At 67.0% G+C, this 19358-nt stretch carries 19 protein-coding genes; 9 read left to right on the plus strand and 10 right to left on the minus strand.

Features of this window, described 5'->3' with window-relative positions; all coding sequences use genetic code 11:
- Nucleotides 1-106: 106 nt before the first annotated feature.
- On the minus strand, nt 107-1084 hold the full coding sequence (locus O0J73_RS10655) for a zinc-binding dehydrogenase (RefSeq protein ID WP_308308669.1): 978 nt from the start codon (nt 1082-1084) through the stop codon (nt 107-109).
- A gap of 433 nt (nt 1085-1517) precedes the next feature.
- On the opposite strand from O0J73_RS10655, the gene O0J73_RS10660 reads away from it, so the two are divergent.
- The 4 genes from O0J73_RS10660 (at nt 1518) to O0J73_RS10675 (ending at nt 5774) form a co-directional block, all read left to right on the plus strand.
- Nucleotides 1518-3881, plus strand: coding sequence for a ribonucleoside-diphosphate reductase subunit alpha (locus O0J73_RS10660; RefSeq protein WP_308308670.1), 2364 nt, complete (start codon nt 1518-1520; stop codon nt 3879-3881).
- Between the two features lie 61 nt (nt 3882-3942).
- A complete protein-coding gene (locus O0J73_RS10665) occupies nt 3943-4983 on the plus strand; it encodes a ribonucleotide-diphosphate reductase subunit beta (RefSeq protein WP_049457400.1) in 1041 nt (346 codons plus the stop codon).
- A 13-nt stretch (nt 4984-4996) separates the two neighbouring features.
- Nucleotides 4997-5476 (plus strand): flavodoxin, encoded by a 480-nt coding sequence (locus O0J73_RS10670; RefSeq protein WP_197564170.1) that lies wholly within the window; start codon nt 4997-4999, stop codon nt 5474-5476.
- Nucleotides 5448-5774, plus strand: coding sequence for a thioredoxin family protein (locus tag O0J73_RS10675; protein ID WP_006450185.1), 327 nt, complete (start codon nt 5448-5450; stop codon nt 5772-5774). Before O0J73_RS10670 ends, O0J73_RS10675 begins: the two co-directional genes overlap by 29 nt.
- Before the next feature lie 111 nt (nt 5775-5885).
- Here O0J73_RS10675 and O0J73_RS10680 read toward each other — a convergent pair whose 3' ends face one another.
- On the minus strand, nt 5886-7217 hold the full coding sequence (locus tag O0J73_RS10680; protein WP_308308671.1) for an Nramp family divalent metal transporter: 1332 nt from the start codon (nt 7215-7217) through the stop codon (nt 5886-5888).
- A gap of 117 nt (nt 7218-7334) precedes the next feature.
- Here O0J73_RS10680 and mntR point away from each other — a divergent pair, with 117 nt between their 5' ends.
- Nucleotides 7335-7805, plus strand: a complete 471-nt coding sequence (gene mntR, locus O0J73_RS10685) for a manganese-binding transcriptional regulator MntR (protein WP_005409965.1) — start codon at nt 7335-7337, stop codon at nt 7803-7805.
- 80 nt (nt 7806-7885) lie between these two features.
- Here the strand turns inward: mntR and O0J73_RS10690 are convergent, their stop codons facing one another.
- The 3 genes from O0J73_RS10690 to fabR all read right to left on the minus strand — a co-directional run bounded on the left by O0J73_RS10690 (nt 7886) and on the right by fabR (nt 11454).
- A complete protein-coding gene (locus O0J73_RS10690) occupies nt 7886-8434 on the minus strand; it encodes a thioredoxin-like domain-containing protein (protein ID WP_308308672.1) in 549 nt (182 codons plus the stop codon).
- On the minus strand, nt 8424-10583 hold the full coding sequence (locus tag O0J73_RS10695; RefSeq protein ID WP_308308673.1) for a TonB-dependent receptor: 2160 nt from the start codon (nt 10581-10583) through the stop codon (nt 8424-8426). The genes O0J73_RS10690 and O0J73_RS10695 overlap by 11 nt, the downstream gene beginning before the upstream one ends.
- Before the next feature lie 214 nt (nt 10584-10797).
- Entirely contained in the window at nt 10798-11454 is a 657-nt protein-coding gene (gene fabR, locus O0J73_RS10700) for an HTH-type transcriptional repressor FabR (protein ID WP_008267228.1), read from the minus strand.
- A gap of 92 nt (nt 11455-11546) precedes the next feature.
- Here fabR and O0J73_RS10705 point away from each other — a divergent pair, with 92 nt between their 5' ends.
- Together O0J73_RS10705 and O0J73_RS10710 are read left to right on the plus strand one after the other, a co-directional pair.
- Nucleotides 11547-12617, plus strand: coding sequence for a ferredoxin reductase (locus O0J73_RS10705; protein ID WP_308308675.1), 1071 nt, complete (start codon nt 11547-11549; stop codon nt 12615-12617).
- Between the two features lie 11 nt (nt 12618-12628).
- On the plus strand, nt 12629-13777 hold the full coding sequence (locus tag O0J73_RS10710) for an acyl-CoA desaturase (protein WP_006450039.1): 1149 nt from the start codon (nt 12629-12631) through the stop codon (nt 13775-13777).
- Between the two features lie 5 nt (nt 13778-13782).
- On the opposite strand, the gene O0J73_RS10715 is transcribed toward O0J73_RS10710, so the two are convergent.
- The 5 genes from O0J73_RS10715 to O0J73_RS10735 all read right to left on the minus strand — a co-directional run bounded on the left by O0J73_RS10715 (nt 13783) and on the right by O0J73_RS10735 (nt 17792).
- The gene (locus O0J73_RS10715) at nt 13783-14118 is read right to left on the minus strand and encodes a tetratricopeptide repeat protein (RefSeq protein ID WP_008267331.1); all 336 of its coding nucleotides are present in this window, start codon (nt 14116-14118) and stop codon (nt 13783-13785) included.
- The gene (locus O0J73_RS10720) at nt 14118-14693 is read right to left on the minus strand and encodes a flavin reductase family protein (protein ID WP_308308676.1); all 576 of its coding nucleotides are present in this window, start codon (nt 14691-14693) and stop codon (nt 14118-14120) included. Before O0J73_RS10720 ends, O0J73_RS10715 begins: the two co-directional genes overlap by 1 nt.
- Nucleotides 14690-15319 carry a superoxide dismutase gene (locus O0J73_RS10725; RefSeq protein ID WP_308308677.1) on the minus strand — a complete coding sequence of 210 codons (630 nt, stop codon included), beginning with the start codon at nt 15317-15319 and terminating at the stop codon, nt 14690-14692. Before O0J73_RS10725 ends, O0J73_RS10720 begins: the two co-directional genes overlap by 4 nt.
- Before the next feature lie 373 nt (nt 15320-15692).
- Entirely contained in the window at nt 15693-17213 is a 1521-nt protein-coding gene (locus tag O0J73_RS10730) for a thioredoxin family protein (RefSeq protein ID WP_308308678.1), read from the minus strand.
- Nucleotides 17214-17342: 129 nt separating this feature from the next.
- Nucleotides 17343-17792 (minus strand): GNAT family N-acetyltransferase, encoded by a 450-nt coding sequence (locus O0J73_RS10735; RefSeq protein ID WP_308308679.1) that lies wholly within the window; start codon nt 17790-17792, stop codon nt 17343-17345.
- 66 nt (nt 17793-17858) lie between these two features.
- Between O0J73_RS10735 and O0J73_RS10740 the strand changes: the two genes are divergently transcribed.
- Both O0J73_RS10740 and O0J73_RS10745 read left to right on the plus strand, forming a co-directional pair.
- On the plus strand, nt 17859-18794 hold the full coding sequence (locus O0J73_RS10740; RefSeq protein ID WP_308308680.1) for a TIGR03571 family LLM class oxidoreductase: 936 nt from the start codon (nt 17859-17861) through the stop codon (nt 18792-18794).
- 146 nt (nt 18795-18940) lie between these two features.
- Nucleotides 18941-19252: a DUF3817 domain-containing protein gene (locus O0J73_RS10745; RefSeq protein WP_308308686.1), complete on the plus strand. Its 312-nt coding sequence runs from the start codon at nt 18941-18943 to the stop codon at nt 19250-19252.
- Nucleotides 19253-19358 lie beyond the last annotated feature (106 nt).

Genomic DNA, 19358 nt, shown 5'->3' on the forward strand with positions numbered 1-19358 from the left:
CCGTTGGTCCGCACACTGCTGTAAAGCCGAGCCTACGCTCGGCTCCGCACACTGACCGGAAAGCAGCCGAGCATGGCTCGGCTCTACAGAAGGCAATGCCAGCTCATCAAGGCCGCAGCAGCACCTTGCCGTTGCGACCCGAGCCGCCCGCGGTCTTCGCTGCCTGGGCAATGTCATCCAATGCGAAGACCCGCTCCACCGGCAGGGTCAGTTCGCCGCCGGCGGCGCGCTTCAGCAGTTCGCCGACCAGCCGCCGCTTGTCCTCCACCGCCATCGCCTGGCTGACCTTGCTGCCCCAGAAGCCCTTCACCGTGGCCTCCTTGTAGATCAGGCCACCGGCGGGGATGTGCATCGGCTGGCCGCTCATCACGCCGAACGAGACCAGGGTGCCGTGGTGGCCAAGCAGGTCGACCAGGTCGCCGCTGGCGTCGCCGCCGATGGAATCGACCGCGGCCGCTGCCTGTGCTTCGCCCGTTGCTGCGCGTACGCGATCCTTCCAGCCGTCCACCGAGGTATCGAATACATGATCGATGCCGAGTGCCTGCAGCTGCGCGACCGCGTCGGCGTTGCGCACCAGGTTGGCCACGTGCACGCCGCGCGCCCGCGCCAGCATCGCCAGCGACTTGCCGACGGCCCCGTTGGCGGTGTTCTGCACGATCCACTGGCCCGGCTCGACGTGCAGGAACTCCAGCAGCATCAGCGCGCTCAGCGGCATCGCGATCAGCTGTGCGGCCATCTCGTCGGCGATGGCGTCCGGCATCGGAATCACCATGCGCGCCGGTGCGATGAAGGCTTCGGCCCAGGTGCCGTGCACCGAGGCGGCGGCCACCCGCTGGCCGATCTGCAGGCCGTCGACGCCTTCGCCGAGGGCATCGATTACGCCCAGGGCTTCGCTGCCAGCAATGGCCGGCAGCGTCGGCTTGTAGCCGTACAGGCCACGCACGGTCAGCAGGTCGTGGTTGTGGATCGAGGCCAGCACGGTGCGGATGCGCACCTCGCCGGGGCCGGGTTCGGGCAGGGCCACATCGGCAACGGCAAGGACGTCGGCCGGGTCGGCGAAGGAAGAGTACTGGGCAGCGCGCATGGGCGGTGTTCCGGGGAAAGTGGAGGTTGTATCGAACTGGGGACGAGGACGCGGTCGACAAGGCGTCGCCGCTGCAACACGGCATCCTGCGACGGATCGTCGCGTCATGTCGTGATTACCTCATCTTGTGTTGACGGCTCGGAATATCCCCACTATGTTGTGGCCGTCACTCCCGGTCAGCCGCCGCCGCCGGACATGCAGCAAACGTCCCGCGGCCCGCCCCTGAAGGCTTGCCGTGTCGACGCGGCCGCCATCGCGCGGACACAGGTCGCCCCCCACGGCCCGGATACCGGCCGCAGGCGCAGGCTCTTGCCGACGACCTGATGATCCCGTGCGTTGGCATCCCACCCCGATCGCCCCGTGCGCCGGTATCGCGTGCAGGGCTGCCACGGCATCGACGCCGCTGTGCGTGCGAGCCTGGAGACGCAGGACCATGACCGACAACACCTACCGCGCGGCCGATCTGGCCGGCGCTGGCGACGCTTTGCGCGCCGGTGGCGAGCGCGTGCCGACCTGGATCACCAAGGAAGCCGGCAACCGCCGCCTGCCGTTCGACGCCGAGCGCCTGCAGCGCAGCATCGATACGGTGCACGCGGAGTTTCCGCAGCTGGATGTGAGCGACTATCGCCGTGTGGTGCAGGCGATGGTCGAGCGCAAGCCGAGCCTCAGTGCCGATGACCTGGTCGACCTGCTGATCCGCGAGGCCGAATCGCGCGTGGATCTGGTCGCGCCGGAGTGGGAGCAGTTCGCCGCACGCATCTACCTGCGTCGCCTGTACAAGCGCGCCAGCCGCAACCGCTTCTACGACGTCAGCCTGAAGTACGGCTCCTACGTGGGCCTGCAGGAAAGCCTGGCCGACCGTGGCATCTACAGCAACGACATCCTGCGCTGCTATTCCAAGGAAGAGCTGCAGCAGGCCGGCGAGATGATCGAGCCGGAACGCGATCGCCTGTTTGCCTACAACGGCCTGTACCTGCTGGCCACGCGTTACCTGGCCAGCGACCGCAGCCGCGAGGTCTATGAACTGCCGCAGGAGCGCTGGCTGACCATCGCGCTGTACCTGATGCAGGAAGAAAAGCCGCGGGAGCGGCGCATGCAGCTGGTCGGCGAGGCCTACTGGGCGCTGTCCAACCTGTACATGACGGTGGCCACGCCGACCCTGGCCAACGCCGGCAAGGTCGGCGGCCAGCTGTCCAGCTGCTTCATCGACACGGTGGATGACAGCCTGCAGGGCATCTATGACTCCAACACCGATATCGCGCGCGTGTCCAAGCACGGTGGTGGTGTGGGCGCCTATCTGGGCTACGTGCGCAGCAGTGGCGCACCGATCCGTGGCGTGCCCAATTCCTCCGGTGGCGTGGTGCCGTGGATCAAGCAGCTCAACAACACCGCCGTCTCGGTCGACCAGCTCGGCCAGCGCAAGGGCGCGGTGGCGGTGTACCTGGACATCTGGCACCGCGACATTGAAGCCTTCCTGGATCTGCGCCTGAACAATGGTGACCAGCGCCTGCGCGCGCACGATGTGTTCACCTCGGTGTGCGTGCCGGACCTGTTCATGGAAGCGGTCGAGCGCCGTGCCGACTGGTACCTGTTCGACCCGCACGAAGTGAAGAGTGCCAAGGGCTGGTACCTGCAGGACTTCTACGATGAGAAGCGTGGCTCGGGCAGCTTCCGCGACCGCTATGCCGAACTGGTGGCCGATGAGCGCATCAGCCGCCGCACGGTGAAGGCGATCGACCTGTTCAAGCGGATCATGCTCAGCCAGCTGGAGACCGGCAACCCGTTCCTGTTCTACCGCGACGAGGTCAACCGCAAGAACCCGAACAAGCACGCGGGCATGGTCTATTCCAGCAACCTGTGCACCGAGATCCTGCAGAACATGAGCCCGACGCGGATGATCCAGGAGATCGTCAGCGGCGACCAGATCGTCACCACCCGCCGCGCGGGCGACTTCGTGGTCTGCAACCTGTCCTCGATCAACCTCGGTCGTGCGATCAGTGCGCCGGATGACCTGCTGGCCACCGACGTGCTGGAGCGCCTGATCCCGATCCAGGTGCGCATGCTCGACAACGTGATCGACCTCAACGCGTTGCCGGTGCCGCAGGCCACGATCACCAACCGCAAGTACCGCGCCATCGGCCTGGGCACCTTCGGCTGGCACCACCTGCTGGCGCAGCAGGCGATCCAGTGGGAATCGCCGGATGCCGAACAGCTGGCCGACCGCCTGTACGAGCGCATCAACTTCCTGACCATCCAGGCCAGCGCGCAGCTGGCCAAGGAGAAGGGCAGCTACCCGATGTTCGCCGGCAGCGACTGGCACAACGGCCGCTACTTCAGTGACCGTGGCTACAGAGGCGCGGACTGGGACAGCCTGGCCCGCGAGGTCGCCACGCACGGCCTGCGCAACGGCTGGCTGCTGGCGGTGGCGCCGAACATGAGCACCGCGCAGATTGCCGGTTCCACCGCCTCGATCGACCCGATCTACAGCGCGTTCTACTACGAGGAAAAGAAGGACTTCCGGCGGCCGGTGGCCGCGCCGGGCCTGTCGCTGGAGACCTGGCCGTACTACGAAAAGGGCGCCTACAAGGTCGACCAGTTCGCCAGCGTGCGCCAGAACGCGCGCCGCCAGCGCCACGTGGACCAGTCGATCAGCTTCAACCTGTACGTGCCCAGCACGATCCGCGCCAGCACGCTGCTGGAGCTGCACCTGAGCGCGTGGCGCGAAGGCTTGAAGACCACCTACTACGTGCGCTCCAACGACATCGACATCAGCGAATGCGAGTGGTGCGCGAGCTGAGCAACGGTAGTGCCGGCCGCTGGCCGGCAACACGGTAGAAAGAAAACGAAGGCAGAAAACCATGGCAACCCCCCTCGACCGCATCAAGATCCTCGAACCGCGTCATCCCAACCGCAGCACGGGCATCATCAACGGACGCACCAGCGGCATCCTGAACTGGAACGACATTCCGTATCCGTCGTTCTATCGGGCCTACAAGGAACTGTCGACCAACTTCTGGATCCCGGACGAAGTCGACATGAAAGCCGACGCGCGCCAGTACGGCGAGCTGTCCGGGCGCGAGAAGAATGCCTACGACTCGATCATCGGACTGCTCGCCACGCTGGATTCGCCGCAGACCCGCTTCATCTACAACGTGGCCGAGTACATCACCGATCCGGCCGCGCATGCCAACGCGGCGATCATCGGCCAGCAGGAGGTGATCCACAACGAGAGCTACAGCTATGTGCTGGCCTCGATCACCGACCTGCCGAACCAGAACCGCGTGTTCGAGCTGGCGCGCACCCATCCGACCATCATCAAGCGCAACGCGCCGATCATGGGCGCGTATGACGACTTCATGCGCGAGAAGACCGCCGAGACGCTGCTGAAGTCGCTGATCCAGTCCTCGATCCTGGAAGGCATCAACTTCTATTCCGGTTTCGCGTACTTCTACAACATGGTGCGGCAGAACCGCATGACCGGCACCGGCAAGATCATCAGCTTCATCAACCGCGACGAGCTGGCCCACACCAAGTTCATCAGCGAGCTGATCCGCGCCATCATCGGCGAGAACCCGGAGCTGCAGACCAACGAGCTGACCGCCTATGTGCACCAGGCGTTCGAGCATGCCATCGAGCTGGAGACCGAGTGGTCCTCGGAAGTGCTGGATGGCATCGACGGCATCGATGTGGAGGAGATGACACGCTACGTGAAGTACCGGGCCAACAAGATGGCCGGCATGCTCGGCATCGAGCGCCTGTACAGCGACACCACCGACAACGTGATGCCGTGGATCAAGGCCTACGCCGACAACTTCACCGAGACCAAGACCGACTTCTTCGAGATGCGCAATGCAAGTTACAAGAAGACCAACGTCGACAACGGCTTCGACGACCTCTGAGCCCAGCGCGGCGCTGCGCATCCTGCTGGTGGTGGCCTCGTTGAGTGGCAACACCCGCGAGCTTGGCCGGCAGATCGCCGGGCGCTGCCGCGCTGCGGGTCATGTCGTTCACTGGCAGGAGGCGGATGACCTGCGCCAGGCGCCGTCCTTGGCGGCCGACGAGGCCGACCTGGTGCTGCTGGGCTGCTGGACCGACAACGCCGGCCGCACGCCTGCGGAAATGAAGGCGTGGGTGGCCGGCATCGCCGAGCGCGGCGAGCGGCCGCGGCAGCTGGCGGTGTTCGGAACCGGCGAGACACAGTGGGGGCAGGAGTACTACTGCGGCGCCGTGCACCGCTTGATCCGTTACTTCCGCAGCGACTACCCGCCGCTGGAGATCGAACAGATGCCGCATGGCGAGCGCCATGCCGCGGCCATCGAGGCCTGGACCGATGCGGTCCTGGCCCATTACTGGAGCAACACCGATGCAGATCATCGACGCCACCACGCCTGAGCAGTTCCAGCAGCTGCTGGCCGAGCACCCGCGGGTGCTGGTGGACTTCCACAAGGACCAGTGCCCGGGATGCCGGATGCTGGAAATGTCGCTGCATCGGGTGGCGAACAGTGTGGCGGGGCAGGGCACGACCCTGTTGCGGGTGCAGCTGGAGGTGCTGGGCGAGGCGTTCTTCAGGGAACTGGGGCTGCGACAGACGCCGACGTTGTCGCTGTTCCGTGACGGCGACGAGCGGCAGCGCCTGCCTGGATTCCAATCGCCGCAGCAGATCGAGGCGGCCATCGCGTTGTATCTGTAGGCCGCGATCCCGGCTTTTGTAGAGCCGAGCCATGCTCGACTGCCTTTCGCGCGATGCGCGATGAGTCGAGCATGGCTCGACTCTACAAAGACATCCACGCATGGCGTGGATCTACTGGCCGGCGAAGGTATCCACCAGCAGCTTCACGTTCAACACCACGATCACCAGGGCGATGACCCACGCGATGCTGCCCAGCCAGCGCGGTGCCACCAGTGCGCCCATGGTCATCTCGTCGGTGACGATCCGCACCAGCGGAATGATCGCGAACGGCAGCTGCATCGACAGCACTACCTGGCTCAGCACCAGCAGCTTCACCGCGCCCTGGTCGCCGAACAGCACGATCACCACCACCACCGGAATGATCGCAAGCGCCCGGGTGATCAAGCGCCGCAGCCACGGCGGAAGGCGCAGGTGCAGGAAGCCTTCCATCACGATCTGCCCGGCCAGCGTGGCGGTCACCGTGGAGTTCAGCCCCGAGGCCAGCAGGGCGATCGCGAACAGGGTGGCCGCCGCGCCCACGCCCAGCATCGGTGCCAGCAGCTGGTGCGCCTGCTCGATGTCTTCCACATCAAAGCGGCCGTTGGCATGGAACACCGCCGCCGCCAGGATCAGGATGCTGGCATTGATGAACAGCGCGAGGGTCAGCGCGAGGGTGCTGTCGGTGACCGCCCAACGCAACGCGCTGCGACGCCCTTCATCGGTGCGCGGGTAGGCGCGGGTCTGCACGATGGACGAATGCAGGTACAGGTTGTGTGGCATCACCGTGGCGCCGATGATGCCGATGGCGATGTACAGCGCATGCGGATCGGTCACCACCTGCGCACGCGGGATGAAGCCGGCGAGTACCGCCATCACCGGTGGCGCGGCCATTGCGATCTGCACCACGAAGCAGGCGAAGATCACCATCAGCAGCGCGATCACGAACGCTTCCAGTGCACGGAAGCCGCGGTTCATCAGCAACAGCACCAGCAGCGTATCAAGTGCGGTGATCACCGCACCCCACAGCAGCGGCAGATCGAACAGCAGCTTCAGCGCGATCGCCGTGCCGATCACCTCGGCCAGGTCACAGGCGATGATCGCCGCCTCGCACAGCGCCCACAGCGCCAGGTTCACCGGCTTCGGGTAGCGCGCGCGGCAGGCCTGGGCCAGGTCCATGCCGGTGGCGATGCCCAGCCGCGCCGACAGCGCCTGCAGGATCACTGCCATCAGGTTGGAAATGAGGATGACCGACAGCAGCAGGTAGCCGAAGCGCGAGCCGCCGGCCAGATCGGTGGCCCAGTTGCCCGGGTCCATGTAGCCGACCGAGATCATGTAGCCCGGGCCGAGGAAGGCCAGCAGGCGGAACCACCAATGGCCCTTGTCAGGCACCGCCACCGATGCGTTGAGCGCGCCCAGGCTGGCCGGAGTGGAGGCCGAAGGGTCGCGGGGCGCCAGGGTGTTCATGGGTCCAAAGATAGCTCCTGCTATAGTCATTAGCAATGTGAAACAATCGTCTTTATCGCGTTACTGGTCCAGAATTCAGGTTCAACACCGCAGTACACCGGAAGGACAGGCGCAGGCGTGGGCAAGACCGACGATTCGACATCGCTGAAGAGCACACCCTTGATCGAGGCCGAGCGCCAGGTCGAGAGCTTCCGCCAAGTGCGCGAGGCGCACCGGATGGAGCTGGTGGAGGACTATGTCGAGCTGATCTCGGACCTGCTGGCCGACGGCGGCGAGGCCCGCCAGGTCGACATCGCCACCCGCCTGGGCGTGGCCCAGCCGACGGTGGCGAAGATGCTGCGGCGCCTGGCCCGCGACGGCTGGGTGGTGCAGCGGCCGTACCGTGGCGTGTTCCTGACCCCGGAAGGCGAGGCGCTGGCGCATGCCAGCCGCCAGCGCCATCAGACCGTGGAGCGTTTCCTGCTGGCGCTGGGCGTGGACGCGGATACCGCGCGCCGCGATGCCGAGGGCATCGAGCACCACGTCAGCGAACAGACGCTGGCATTGTTCGAGGCGTTCGTGCGCAAGGCTGAGGGCGGGGCGCTGTAGTGGACGCGCCGGGCCATGCCCGGCGGGTGTCCGTGTGGTGGCGGAATCAGGTGTTCTGTAGAGCCGATGTTCGCGCGACCCTACAATCCAGGCGGACATCGCGCCTGCTGCTGCGCGCACGCTTGCGTCGTCCATGCCTTCAACACCGGCTGCAGTCCTTCGTAGCGCCGGCCTTGCCAGCCATTGGCAAGCACATTGCCATCGGCGTCGATCAGCACAAGATTGGGCGGGCCCAGCCCCGCCAGGGCCTGCAGCGCGGGCATCCGCCTGGCGCGGCGCGGGTCCAGCACCGGCCACGGCATGGCCTGCGCGTGCATGTAGCGCCGCAGCGCGGCCTCGCTTTCGTCCAGGCTGACGTACACCACTTCGGTATCGGCGCCGGCCTCGCGCAGGGCATCGCGTACGCTGCGCAGGGTCGGCACGAAGGCATGGCAGGGCCCGCACCAGTCGGCACCGAAATACAGTGCCACCAGTTTTGGCGGCGCCGGCCACTGCATCGGCCGCAGTGAGCGCTGCTCGGGCCGCATCAACGAGGCCGAAACCTGCGCGTGCAGGTCCGTCGCCATCGCCGGCACAGCGAGCAGCAGCCCAGCGGCCAGCAACAGCGCTCGCAACGCCTCAGAACGCATAGCGCAGGTTGACGTACCACGAGCGCGCAAAACGCGGGCCGTAGACGTAATCGCTGTCACGCAGTGCCCCGGTTTCCAGGTCCTTCTGGCGCTGGTCGAACACATTCTTGACGCCTGCCGCCACCGACACTTCCTGCAGCGCCTGTGCGCCCAGATGCCGGTGCCAGCGCGCACCGAGATCGGTGACCAGGAATGCGCGGGTGCGATGCAGTTCGCCCAGCCGGTTGTTCAGCACCGACATCGGGCCGGTATGGCGCAGTGCCACGAAGGTTTCCCATGGCTCGACAGGCGTCCAGCTGAGCTGGGCCAGCCCGGTCCAACGCGGTGTCTTCAGGTAATCGCGGCTCTCGATGATGGTGCCGCCGCCCTCGCCGGTGTCGTCGAAGATGCGCTGTGGTTCGCGGAAGCGCGAGCGATACCACGAGGCACCGGCGGTCAGCCGCCACTGCGGCGTGGGTTGCCAGCCGAGGTTGGTTTCCGCGCCCAGCACATTGGAGCCGGAGGCGTTGTAGCGCAGTTGGCTCAGTTGCCCGTCATCGCCGCGCTGGATCTCGCCCAGCGCGAAGGTGTCGCGGATACGGGCGTACGAGGCGGTGGCATCCCAGCTCCAGACCGGATTGGCCGGGTCCGACCGCCAATCGAAACCGAACAGCGTGGTCAACGCGCGTTCTTCCTTCAGCCCGTCGGTGTTGCGCACGCGCACCTGTTCGCCGCCGAGGGTATCCACATGCACATCCTCGACGAAGATTTCCGGTGCACGGAAACCGGTGGCGATGCCGGCGCGCCATTTCAGGTTCGGCGTGGCCTGCCAGGCCAGCGCGATGCGCGGCGAGAACACCGCATTGTCCAGTTCGGAGCTCTTGTCCACACGCGCGCCGAGTACAAGGTCGACGTTGTCACGCAGGCTCCACTCGTCCTGCACGAAGGCGCCCAGGTTGTGGAAGCTCGCATCCTCCAGTACCGCAAGGCGCTGCCCGGCGCCGTTGCGGTTGTCGTCGCGCAGCGCCTCATGCTTGTATTGCACACCGAAGGCCAGCGCGTGCGCGCCCAAGCGCCAGTTCAACTGGCTGTCGATGTAGTGCAGCGGGTTATGGGTGCGGCCGTACTGGCGCCACGAACGCGAGGCCGCACTGCCGGCCACGTTCGGGTCCAGCTGCCACGGGTCATAGCCCGGCGCCGATGGATCGGTGACCACGTCGCCGAGGCCGCCATAAAAGCTGTCGCGATCAATATCGGCGAACGCATAGGCCAGACGGAAATCGACGTCGGCGTTGATTTCCTGATCCCAGGAAATGCTGCCACGGCGGTACTTCGTATCCAGCGATTCGGCGATGTTGGCCAGGTATTCGGGCTGGTCCAGGCGGTTGCCGCCGCGGCGGGTTTCGTCGGTCACCTGCAGGTCCAGGCGCAGCCGCGTGCCCGCCGTGGGTGAGTACCAGGCCTGCAGCCCGCCGACCTTGAGGTTCTTGCGGGTGATCTCGGTATAGCCGTCGCCGTTGTAGTCGATGCCGCTGTTCCAGTTGCGCTGTGCGATCACCGACAGCCCGGCGTCGGAATCTTTGGCGACCAGGTCCAGGCGCACATCGGCGTTCTTCTGCGGCGTGCCCTTCAATACATCCACGCCGGCCTGCACATGCCCCCCACTGCGCGCCGGCAGCGGTGGGATCAGGTTGATCACGCCAGCCACCGCGCCCGGGCCATACAGCGCCGAGCCACCGCCCTTGACCACTTCGATGCGGTCGACGAAGCCGGCCGGAATCTGTTCCAGCCCGTACACGCTGCCCAGTGTGGACAGCAGCGGAATGCCATCGAACAAGAGCTGGTTGTAGGCACCGGGCAGGCCCAGCAGCTGCACTTCACTGGTGTTGCAGTTCTGGCAGTTGCTCTCCACGCGCAGGCCGTTGATCAGTTCGGCGGCACGCGAGAAGTCGGTGGCCGCACGCAGTTCGATGTCTTCCTTGCGCAGGACCTCGGTGCGGATCGGCACGTCCGACAGCAGGCGTTCGCTGCGGGTGGCGGTACTGACCTTGACCTGCACGCGGTCCAGTTCGGTCGGCTTCGGTGAGGCGGCCAGCGCCGGCAGCGGCAGGATCAGGGCGATGGCGGCGGCCAGGGGCAGCCGATGGAAGAGCGGGGTGGCAACGTGCATGAGGGTGTCGTCCTTGGGGGGGAAAGGCGGCGAGGGCGACCTGGCTGGGGCATATGAAAGCAGTGGCTTATAGATATAGCAAGAGCTATATAACGAAGCCGCAGCAATTCTGGCGCACAGGCATCCAGGTGGATCATGCAGGTGTTATAACATTACATATCGAGGCCGCGACCCTGCCGGTGGTCATGTAGCGCGATGCACGCTTCGCGTCTTGTCAGCCGCGGCGGAAGGCGGCGGGGGTGCGGGCGCCGACGATGATCATGCGGATCATCGTGGAGATCTGCTCGACCAGTTCCGGGTCGTTCTCCGGAGGTTGGTCCATGGCCGACGCGCCCATCGCGAACACCAGGCGCGTGATCGCCATCGAGACCAGTTCCGGCTTGTGCAGGACCGCGCCGTCGAGGGCGGCCAGGCGCACCAGGTCGTGCTGCAGCTCTTCCTCGAAATAGTGCAGCTCACGCTCGACGGCGTGCTTGAAATCGTCCGAGCCGACCGCGCCTTCGCGCAGCAGCACGTGCAGCAGCTTGTCGTCGGCACGCAGCTGCTCCATGAAGGTCTCCACCGACACGCGCACCACGCTGGTGGCGCTGGAGGTGGCGCGCTGGCGGGCTTCGCCGATGATGGTGCGCAGCGAGCGGCCGGCCACGTCGATCAGGGCCACGGCCAGTTCGTCCATGTCGCGGAACTGCCGATAGAAGCTGTTCGGGGCGATGCCCGCCTCGCGGGCCACTTCACGCAGGCTCAGCGTGGACAGGCTGCGGTGCGGCCCGATCAGCTTCAGCGCGGCAGCCAGCAGATCCTCGCGGCTCACCGTTCGGCGGGTCGGGCTGTTGGCATCTTCGTTCGGCGTCAGGGCGGTGGCGGCGGCCATGGGTGTTCCGGTGGGACAAGGCTGAATCATACCCAATCCGGTTCAATATACACATGTATACACAGGTGTATGTGCGCCCGTATAGTGCCCCCATGAGCGCTGTCGTCCGTCCTTCCCTGTTTTCCCCGCACCGCTGGGTGTCGCCGACGCTGTTCGATTTCTGGGCAGGTCAGCTGAATCCTCTGTGGACCCTGCGTGAGCCGATGGCCCGCCTGGTACGGCGTGAGCCGGCCGGCGAGGGCGCGGCAACCCTGGTGCTGCGCACCAACCGGCACTGGGCCGGCATGCGCGCCGGCCAGCACGTGACCCTGAGCGTGGAAATTGAAGGTCGCGTGTGGCAGCGCAGCTACAGCCCCACCGTGTTGGGGCGGCGCGAACTGGCGATTACCGTCAAGGCGGTCGAGGGCGGCAGGATCAGCCAGCATCTGGTCCATCACGCACGCCCGGGCGAGCTGTTCCGTGTAGATGCCGCGTTCGGCGAGTTCCACATGCCCGCCGCCGCCCCGGTGTTGCTGCTGGCTGCCGGCAGTGGCATCACGCCGATGCGCAGCCTGCTGCGCGAGGCCTGCCAGCGTCCATTGGCGGCGCCGGTCGACCTGTTCTACTGGGAGCGCACCACTGCCCACCTGCAGTTCCGTGATGAACTGCAGGCGCTGGCCGCAGCGCAGCCGAATCTGCGCGTGCATCTGCTGACCACCCGCGAAGGCGACATCCCGGCCGCGCGCATCGGCAGCCATGACCTGCAGGTGCCCGGGGATGACACGCCGCTGGCACAGCGCCATGTGCTGGCCTGCGGCCCGGATGGGTTCGTCGCCGCCGCACGCGAACGCCTGGCGCATCAGGTGGCGGGCTTCCAGGCCGAGGCCTTCACCCCGCCGGCGCCGTTGCTTGACGCCAGCAGCGAAGGCGAAGTGTCGTTGACGCTGGCACGCAGTGGCCGCCAGCTGAGCGTGCCGCGTGGACGTTCGCTGCTGGAAAGCCTCGAAGCCCACGGCATCAAGCCCAAGCACGGCTGCCGCATGGGCATCTGCAACACCTGCACCTGTGATCGCGTCAGTGGCGCTACCCGCCACCTGCGCACCGGCGACCTGCAGTCCGAATCGGCGCAGCCGGTGCGGATCTGCGTGAGTGCGCCGACCACCGACCTGACCCTGGATCTCTGAGGACGCCTGCCATGACCCGCGCTACCGACCGTGCCCTGAGTACTGCCGAGATGCATGCCTTCGGCGAGGAGCTCGACGCGATCCGCGACCGTGTGATCGGCAGCCTGGGCGCCTCCGATACCCGTTACATCCGCCGCGTGGCCGCCGCCGTGCGCTGGTTCGGCGTGGGTGGCCGTGGCCTGCTGTTCCTGGCCGCGTTCTCGCCGCTGTTCTGGATGCCGCTGCTGTGGCCGGCCGCGATCACCGGCACGCTGCTGCTGGCGCTGTCGAAGATCCTGGAAAACATGGAGCTCGGCCACAACGTCATGCACGGCCAGTTCGACTGGACCGGCGATCCCAAGCTCAATGGCAACACCTACGAGTGGGACATCGTCGCCACCGCCGACAACTGGCGCAAGACCCACAATTTCCGCCATCACACCTACACCAACGTGCGTGGCATGGACGATGACATCGGCTATGGCCTGCTGCGCATTTTCCCGGAACAGCGCTGGAAGCCGTTCTACCTGCTGCAGCCGATCATCGCGCCGATCTTCGCGCTGCTGTTCCAGTGGGGCGTGGCCGCGCAGGACCTGCGCCTGGGCCGCTGGCTGAAAGGCCGCATGAGTGCCCGTGCGATGTGGCTGCAGACCCGCCCGGTGGCGCGCAAGATGGCCCGCCAGGTGCTGAAGGACTACGTGTTCTTCCCGCTGCTGGCCGGCCCGTTCTTCCTCACCGTGATGCTGGGCAACATGGTGGCCAACGGCCTGCGCAACATCTGGACCTACGTGATCATCTTCTGCGGCCACTTCACCGCCGAATCGGAAACCTTCCCGAAGGAATGCCTGCGCAATGAATCGCGTGGCCACTGGTACCTGCGCCAGCTGCGTGGTTCGTCCAACATCAGCGGTGGTTTCCTGATCAACGTGCTGTCGGGCAACCTCAGCCACCAGATCGAACACCACTTCTACCCGGACCTGCCGGCCAACCGTTATGCGGCCATCGCCAAGGAAGTGAAGGACATCTGCCGCCGCTACGGCCAGCACTACAACAACGGCTCGCTGCCGCGCCAGTTCGGCCAGGTGGTCTGGCGCATCCTGCGCCACGCGTTCCCGAGCAAGCCGCGCCGCCTGCCGATGGCGGACATCCTGTCCGCACCGGCATCGGCCAACGCGGGCTGATCCACTCAGCCCGCCTTCGCCAGGGCCGCCTGTTCGCGGTCCAGGCGACGCAGGAACACCTGCATTTCCTTGCGCGCCTGCTGGTCGCCCTTGCTGCCGGCCACGCTCAGCCCGCGCTGCCACGCCTCGCGCGCCGCCTGCGGCTGGCCACTGGCCAGCCACGCCTTGCCCAGCAGCTTCCACGCTGCCGAATACTGCGGATCGAGCACCACGCAGCGGCCCAGATGGGTCGCCGCGCGCACCGGGTTGCCCGCATCCAGCCAGCCCTTGCCCAGGCCGAAGCGCAGCAGCGCGCCGTCCTTGCCGCTGGCCAGCATGCATTCCAGGGCCTCGATGTTCATCAGCGCACCTCCTGCAACAATTCCTGCGGTCCCGGCTGGAAGCGGCCGCGATGGAACAGCAGGGGCGCGCCCCCGTTCTCGTGGACATCGATGATGCGGCCAGCCAGCAGCAGGTGATCACCCACCGGCCATTGCGCGTGGCGGGTACAGGTGAGGTGGGCCACCGCACCGGCGATACGTGGCGGGGTGCCTTCGTCATCCTCCAGCAGTGGTAGGCCGTCGAAGCGGTCGCGCACCTGTGGATCGGCGAAGCGCCGTGCCAACGCTTCCTGGTCGGCTGCCAGCACGCTGATCGCAAAGCGGGTGGCGCGCTGGAAGGTGGACAGGCTCTGCGCATGCAGCGCCAGGTTCCATAGCACCAGCGGTGGCTGCAGCGATACCGGCACGAACGAGCTGATGGTCAGGCCGACCGGTTTGCCCTGCGCGTCGCGCGCGCAGACGATCGCTACGCCCGTGGGGAAATGGCCGAGCAGCCGCCGCAGTGCACGCGGCGGCATCCCGACCGACGGCACCGGGGCTGGGGCGGGGAACACCCCCGCCCACGGCCCGGCGTACGGCAGTGTCTCGCCGCTCATGAGGCCCGGGCCTGGCGGTAGCGCCGGCCGACCTCGGCCCAGTTGATGATGTTGAAGAACGCACCGATGTAGTCCGGGCGACGGTTCTGGTAATGCAGGTAGTAGGCGTGCTCCCACACATCCAGCGCCAGGATCGGGGTGTTGCCGGACAGGCCGACCGCTGCGCCCATCAGCGGGCTGTCCTGGTTGGCGCTGCTTTCAACCTGCAGGCGACCGTCGCGATCAGTGGTCAACCACGCCCAGCCGCTGCCGAAGCGCGTCTGCGCGGCCTTGCTGAAGGCCTGCTTGAAGGCATCGTAGCCGCCGAGATCGCGATCGATCGCCGCGGCGAGTTCGTTATCAGGGGTGCCGCCGCTGGCGCTGAGCACGGTCCAGAACAGGCTGTGGTTGGCGTGACCACCGCCATTGTTGCGGACCGCGCCGCGCTGCGCTTCGGGCACCGCATCAAGGTTGGCGATGAGTGCCTCGACCGGTTGCGCGGCGATGCCGGCCTGCTCGAGGGCGGCATTGAGGTTGTTGACGTAGGTCTGGTGGTGCTTGCCGTGGTGGATCTCCATCGTGCGCGCATCGAAGTGCGGCTCGAGGGCGTCATAGGCGTAGGGGAGCGGGGGAAGCGAGTACGACATCGAAGCAATCTCCGTGGGGAAGGCCAGGAGGCTGGCCGTGGGGAGATCGTTATCGCACCTCAACATTGGTTGAGGTCAAGAGACGGGATTGACTCGATGGCGCCATCCATGGCGCCAACGTCCTGCGCTGACCCATCTGCCCCTGCAGGAAAGCTCCCTGCGCTGGCGCGGAGACGGAATCAAAGGCAGGAGCAGGAGCGACGTGGTTGCGCCGGCCGCTGGCCGGCAATCAACGAAGGTCGGGTTGCCGGCCAGCGGCCGCCACTACCAGTACCCGATTTCCGAACCCTCACCGGCGCGCTGATGCGCTGCCCGCCGCCACAACCGATATCAACAGAAGCGCCGGAAGGCGAGCCAGCCGCCAGCGGTTTCATCAACTCAACCAGTCCTTGCAGGCGCCATCCACCTGCTCGCCACACACCTGCTGCATCCTTTGCTGCAACCGCACCAGGGTCTCTGCGCCGTGGTGCTTGCCGCTCCACGCCTTCAGCTGCCCGGCCAGGCGCTCGAAACGCTGGCGCGTGCGCTGGTGGTAGCCGGACGGCTGTGCGTCCAGTTCGGCGATCAGCGCGGTGGTGGCCTGCTCGATGCGCGGTGCATCGTCCGGCGCCAGCTTCAGCAACCCTTCCACGTACAGCACGCCCCATTGCACGCGGGTGGCCGGGCCCTGCGCACCGTCGTAGGCACGCTTCAGCCACTCCAGCGCACCGGCGGTGTCACCGCGCTGCTCGGCCAGTTCGGCCAACTCGGGCATGTAGTAGTACGGCTGCTCGCTGCGCTTCAGTTCGGCCAGCAACAGCGCTTCCGCAGCTGCGTCGTCACCCACCTCGCGCAGGGCGTACACCGCGCTGCTGATCGTGGCCTGGCGCGCATGGGCATCGGTGGCGGCAGCATCGGCCGCGGCAACGCGTTGCTTGACCCGCGCCACCAGCGCCGCTGGCAGCGCGCCTTGCGGTTGCTGCTGGCGGGCAAGCGACACCTCTGTCAGGGCCCGCGACAGCGCGTCGTCGGCGCGGTCGCCGCGTTCTGCGTCGGCGCGCTCCAGCGCGACCAGCAGCTGCTGGCCCAGCGTAGTGCGGGTGGCCGGGCCGGCACTGGCCTGCTTGACCAGCGTGGCGCCGGCATAGCCCAGCAGTTCCCGGTTGCGGCGTACCTCCGTCGGCTGTGCCAGTACCGCCTGCAGCAGCTCACGTACTTCGGTGGGCGAGGCACTCGGTTTCTCCGCGGAGGCCAGCGCCAGCAGCGCGAAACGACGCTGCAGGGCCGCTTCCGGCGCCGTCTTGGACAGCTGCCGGAGCACGTCTTCGCTCCTGCGTTCGCCGGCCAGGCGGTTGGCATCCACTTCCCAGCCGTAGTCGCCCAGCACCTGCCAGTCCTCGGCGGCCAGCCTGTCCGGCGTCGCCAGCGCGGTGGCCAGCGTGGCAGCGACCGCGCTGCGACGGCCAGCGGCCACGGTCAGTGCGCGGGTCAGTTCGGCCGCGTCGTTGCCACCGGCCACGCGCGTGATTTCGTTGCGCTGCGGATCGAGCACGATCAGGGTGGGGTAGCCGCGCACGCCGAAGCGCTCGCCCCACGCCTGCGCCCCTTCCTCGTCGCCATCCAGGTAGACCGGCACGAACTTGCCGGTCAGCGCGATGAAGGCCGGGTCCTTGAACAGGCCGGCCTTGAGCTGGTTGCAGGGCGGGCACCAGACCGCGCCCCAGTACAGCAGCACCGGCTTGCCGCTGTCGGCGGCCTCGGCGAACGCATCGTCGACGTCGCCCTGGCGCCAGGCGATGGCTGTGGCCGGTGCTGGGGATTCGGCGGAGTTGGCGGTGGACACCGGAGCTGGCGTGCAGGCGCTCAGCGCCGAGGCCAGCAGCAACACGGAAAGCGCGACGCGCATCGGCAGCATCTCGAAGGGCAGGGTGACAGGCCATTGTAGGAAGGGCCGGGGAACGTGCTGATTCAGTTTGCTTATGACGGGCGTGCTGCAGGGCATGACGCCCGTCGGGCATTGCCGGTCAATGCCGGGCGGATGCCGTCAGGCCGCTGCCCGCACCATCTGCTGATACACCAACCCATTGAAATCGCCGACGTTACCGTCCAGCACGAAGCCATAGCGCAGGTAGGTCGGCACTGCATTGAGCGAGGCGCGCACGGTCAGCATCGGCCCGCGCACCTGCGGCAGCACCGCTTCGAACAGGGCATGGCCGATGCCCCGGCCCTGGCAGGCGGGGTCGACGAACAGCATCGCCAGGTGCCGGCCTTCCTTCAGTTCGACCACGCCGACCACGCGTGCGTCCTGCTCGGCCACCAGGATGAGGTTGTCGCCCAGCAGGCGTGCGCCGAACGCATCGGCGGCCGCAACGCTACCGAAGGTGGCGATGCCGGTTGCGCTGAGCGACGGCGCCACTGCCTCGTTGAACGCGGCCAGGCATACCGCGCTGATCGCGGGCAGGTCATCGACGTGGGCGGGGCGGATCTTCGGCATGCAGCGTTCTTCCAGTGGTGTGTGGCGCGTCATCGTCGCCGGGTAGCTGCACGCTAAGCTGGCGGCATGAGTGAATTCAATCCCGCCTACGCTTCGTTGTTTCCGCAGCAAGGGCTGAGCCTGGGCCTGATGACGCCCGTTGCGGCACATGGGCTGGCCGATCCACGCGAGGCGCGGCGCATCGCTCGGCTGGCCGACGATCTGGGCTTCGCCGCACTGTGGACGCGCGACGTGCCGCTGATGGTGCCGCAGGGGCCGGATGCGACGGCCAGCGCATTGGACGATCCGTTCCTGTGGCTGGGCATGCTGGCTGCCGCGACCGAGCGCATCGCGGTCGGCAGTGCGGCCATCGTGCTGCCGCTGCGGCAACCGCTGCAGGTGGCGAAGTCGGCATTGAGCCTGGACCGGATCAGCGATGGACGTTTCGTGCTGGGGCTGGGATCGGGCGATCGACCTGGAGAGTTCGCCGCGTTCGGCGAGGACCTGGAGGGCAGGGCAGCGACCTTCCGTGAGCGCTGGTCGCTGCTGCGCGCAGCGCTGTCGCCTGATGCCGATGAGCGGGCCGCGGTGCTGCGGGCGACCGGCGGCTTCGATGTGCTGCCGGCGCCGGCCACGCGCATTCCGATGCTGGTGGTGGGCACGGCGCGGCAGAGCCTGCAGTGGATCGCGCGCGAGGCCGAGGGTTGGGCCACCTATCACCGCGAGGAGGCTGCGCAGGAAGGGCGCATCGGCTTGTGGCAGCAGGCGCTCGTGCAACGCGGCGGGGCAGGCAAACCGTTCGTGCAGTCGATGCTGCTGGACCTGCAGGCAGACCCGCAGGCACCGCCCGAGCCGCTGCCGCTGGGCCTGAAGGTCGGCCGCGACGGTCTGCGCGACTATCTGCTGCGCGTGCATGCGCAGGGCGTGGCGCATGTGATGTTCAACCTGGTCGACAACGGGCGGCCGATGGACAGCGTGCTGCGCGAGATCGGAGAGCAGATCCTTCCGCACATGCCTCGGTAGGTGTCCACCTGGGTGGACGCGCTTTTGCCACCACGTCCGTCAGGCATGGCCCGGCGCTATCCAGTGGTGCCAGGCTTGCGTGCATCTGCGTATCATTCGCATTTGATTTCCCGATGCCGGAGCCCCGCGTGACCCAACATTCTCCCATGCACCCGACCGGACGCCTGTTCGCAGTGGTCGCCTTCATCGAGGCCGTGACCTGGGCCGGCCTGCTCATCGGCATGTGGATGAAGTACGGCCCGATGGCCAACGTGGCACTGGTGAAACTGTTCGGCCCGCTGCATGGCGCGGCGTTCCTGGTCTACGTGGCGGTCACCCTGCTCGCGGCCGTGCGCCTGCGCTGGCCTTGGTGGGCCAGTGCGCTGGCGCTGCTGGCGGCCCTCCCGCCGCTGGTCACGCTGCCTCTGGAATGGTGGTTCAAGCGGCGTGGTTTGCTGGGCCTGCGCGCAACGCGCTGAATCCACTGTTGCATGCCCGTTCAAGAGAATGGGTATCAAATGCAAATACGAGCCGTTATCATTTGAGGGTGGTGTCCGCCCCTGAACGGGATGGACGCCGGGCGGG

Origin of the sequence: Stenotrophomonas sp. Sm6012 (assembly GCF_030985895.1) — a bacterium.
GTDB lineage: Bacteria > Pseudomonadota > Gammaproteobacteria > Xanthomonadales > Xanthomonadaceae > Stenotrophomonas > Stenotrophomonas forensis.

What these genes read in the sequence shown, in the direction of transcription:
- O0J73_RS10655 (WP_308308669.1), bottom strand. Translation starts at nt 1,084, where the DNA reads ATGCGCGCTGCCCAGTACTCTTCCTTCGCCGACCCGGCCGACGTCCTT.
- O0J73_RS10660 (WP_308308670.1), top strand. Translation starts at nt 1,518, where the DNA reads ATGACCGACAACACCTACCGCGCGGCCGATCTGGCCGGCGCTGGCGAC.
- O0J73_RS10665 (WP_049457400.1), top strand. Translation starts at nt 3,943, where the DNA reads ATGGCAACCCCCCTCGACCGCATCAAGATCCTCGAACCGCGTCATCCC.
- O0J73_RS10675 (WP_006450185.1), top strand. Translation starts at nt 5,448, where the DNA reads ATGCAGATCATCGACGCCACCACGCCTGAGCAGTTCCAGCAGCTGCTG.
- O0J73_RS10680 (WP_308308671.1), bottom strand. Translation starts at nt 7,217, where the DNA reads ATGAACACCCTGGCGCCCCGCGACCCTTCGGCCTCCACTCCGGCCAGC.
- O0J73_RS10690 (WP_308308672.1), bottom strand. Translation starts at nt 8,434, where the DNA reads ATGCGTTCTGAGGCGTTGCGAGCGCTGTTGCTGGCCGCTGGGCTGCTG.
- O0J73_RS10695 (WP_308308673.1), bottom strand. Translation starts at nt 10,583, where the DNA reads ATGCACGTTGCCACCCCGCTCTTCCATCGGCTGCCCCTGGCCGCCGCC.
- fabR (WP_008267228.1), bottom strand. Translation starts at nt 11,454, where the DNA reads ATGGCCGCCGCCACCGCCCTGACGCCGAACGAAGATGCCAACAGCCCG.
- O0J73_RS10705 (WP_308308675.1), top strand. Translation starts at nt 11,547, where the DNA reads ATGAGCGCTGTCGTCCGTCCTTCCCTGTTTTCCCCGCACCGCTGGGTG.
- O0J73_RS10710 (WP_006450039.1), top strand. Translation starts at nt 12,629, where the DNA reads ATGACCCGCGCTACCGACCGTGCCCTGAGTACTGCCGAGATGCATGCC.
- O0J73_RS10715 (WP_008267331.1), bottom strand. Translation starts at nt 14,118, where the DNA reads ATGAACATCGAGGCCCTGGAATGCATGCTGGCCAGCGGCAAGGACGGC.
- O0J73_RS10720 (WP_308308676.1), bottom strand. Translation starts at nt 14,693, where the DNA reads ATGAGCGGCGAGACACTGCCGTACGCCGGGCCGTGGGCGGGGGTGTTC.
- O0J73_RS10725 (WP_308308677.1), bottom strand. Translation starts at nt 15,319, where the DNA reads ATGTCGTACTCGCTTCCCCCGCTCCCCTACGCCTATGACGCCCTCGAG.
- O0J73_RS10730 (WP_308308678.1), bottom strand. Translation starts at nt 17,213, where the DNA reads ATGCTGCCGATGCGCGTCGCGCTTTCCGTGTTGCTGCTGGCCTCGGCG.
- O0J73_RS10735 (WP_308308679.1), bottom strand. Translation starts at nt 17,792, where the DNA reads ATGCCGAAGATCCGCCCCGCCCACGTCGATGACCTGCCCGCGATCAGC.
- O0J73_RS10740 (WP_308308680.1), top strand. Translation starts at nt 17,859, where the DNA reads ATGAGTGAATTCAATCCCGCCTACGCTTCGTTGTTTCCGCAGCAAGGG.
- O0J73_RS10745 (WP_308308686.1), top strand. Translation starts at nt 18,941, where the DNA reads ATGCACCCGACCGGACGCCTGTTCGCAGTGGTCGCCTTCATCGAGGCC.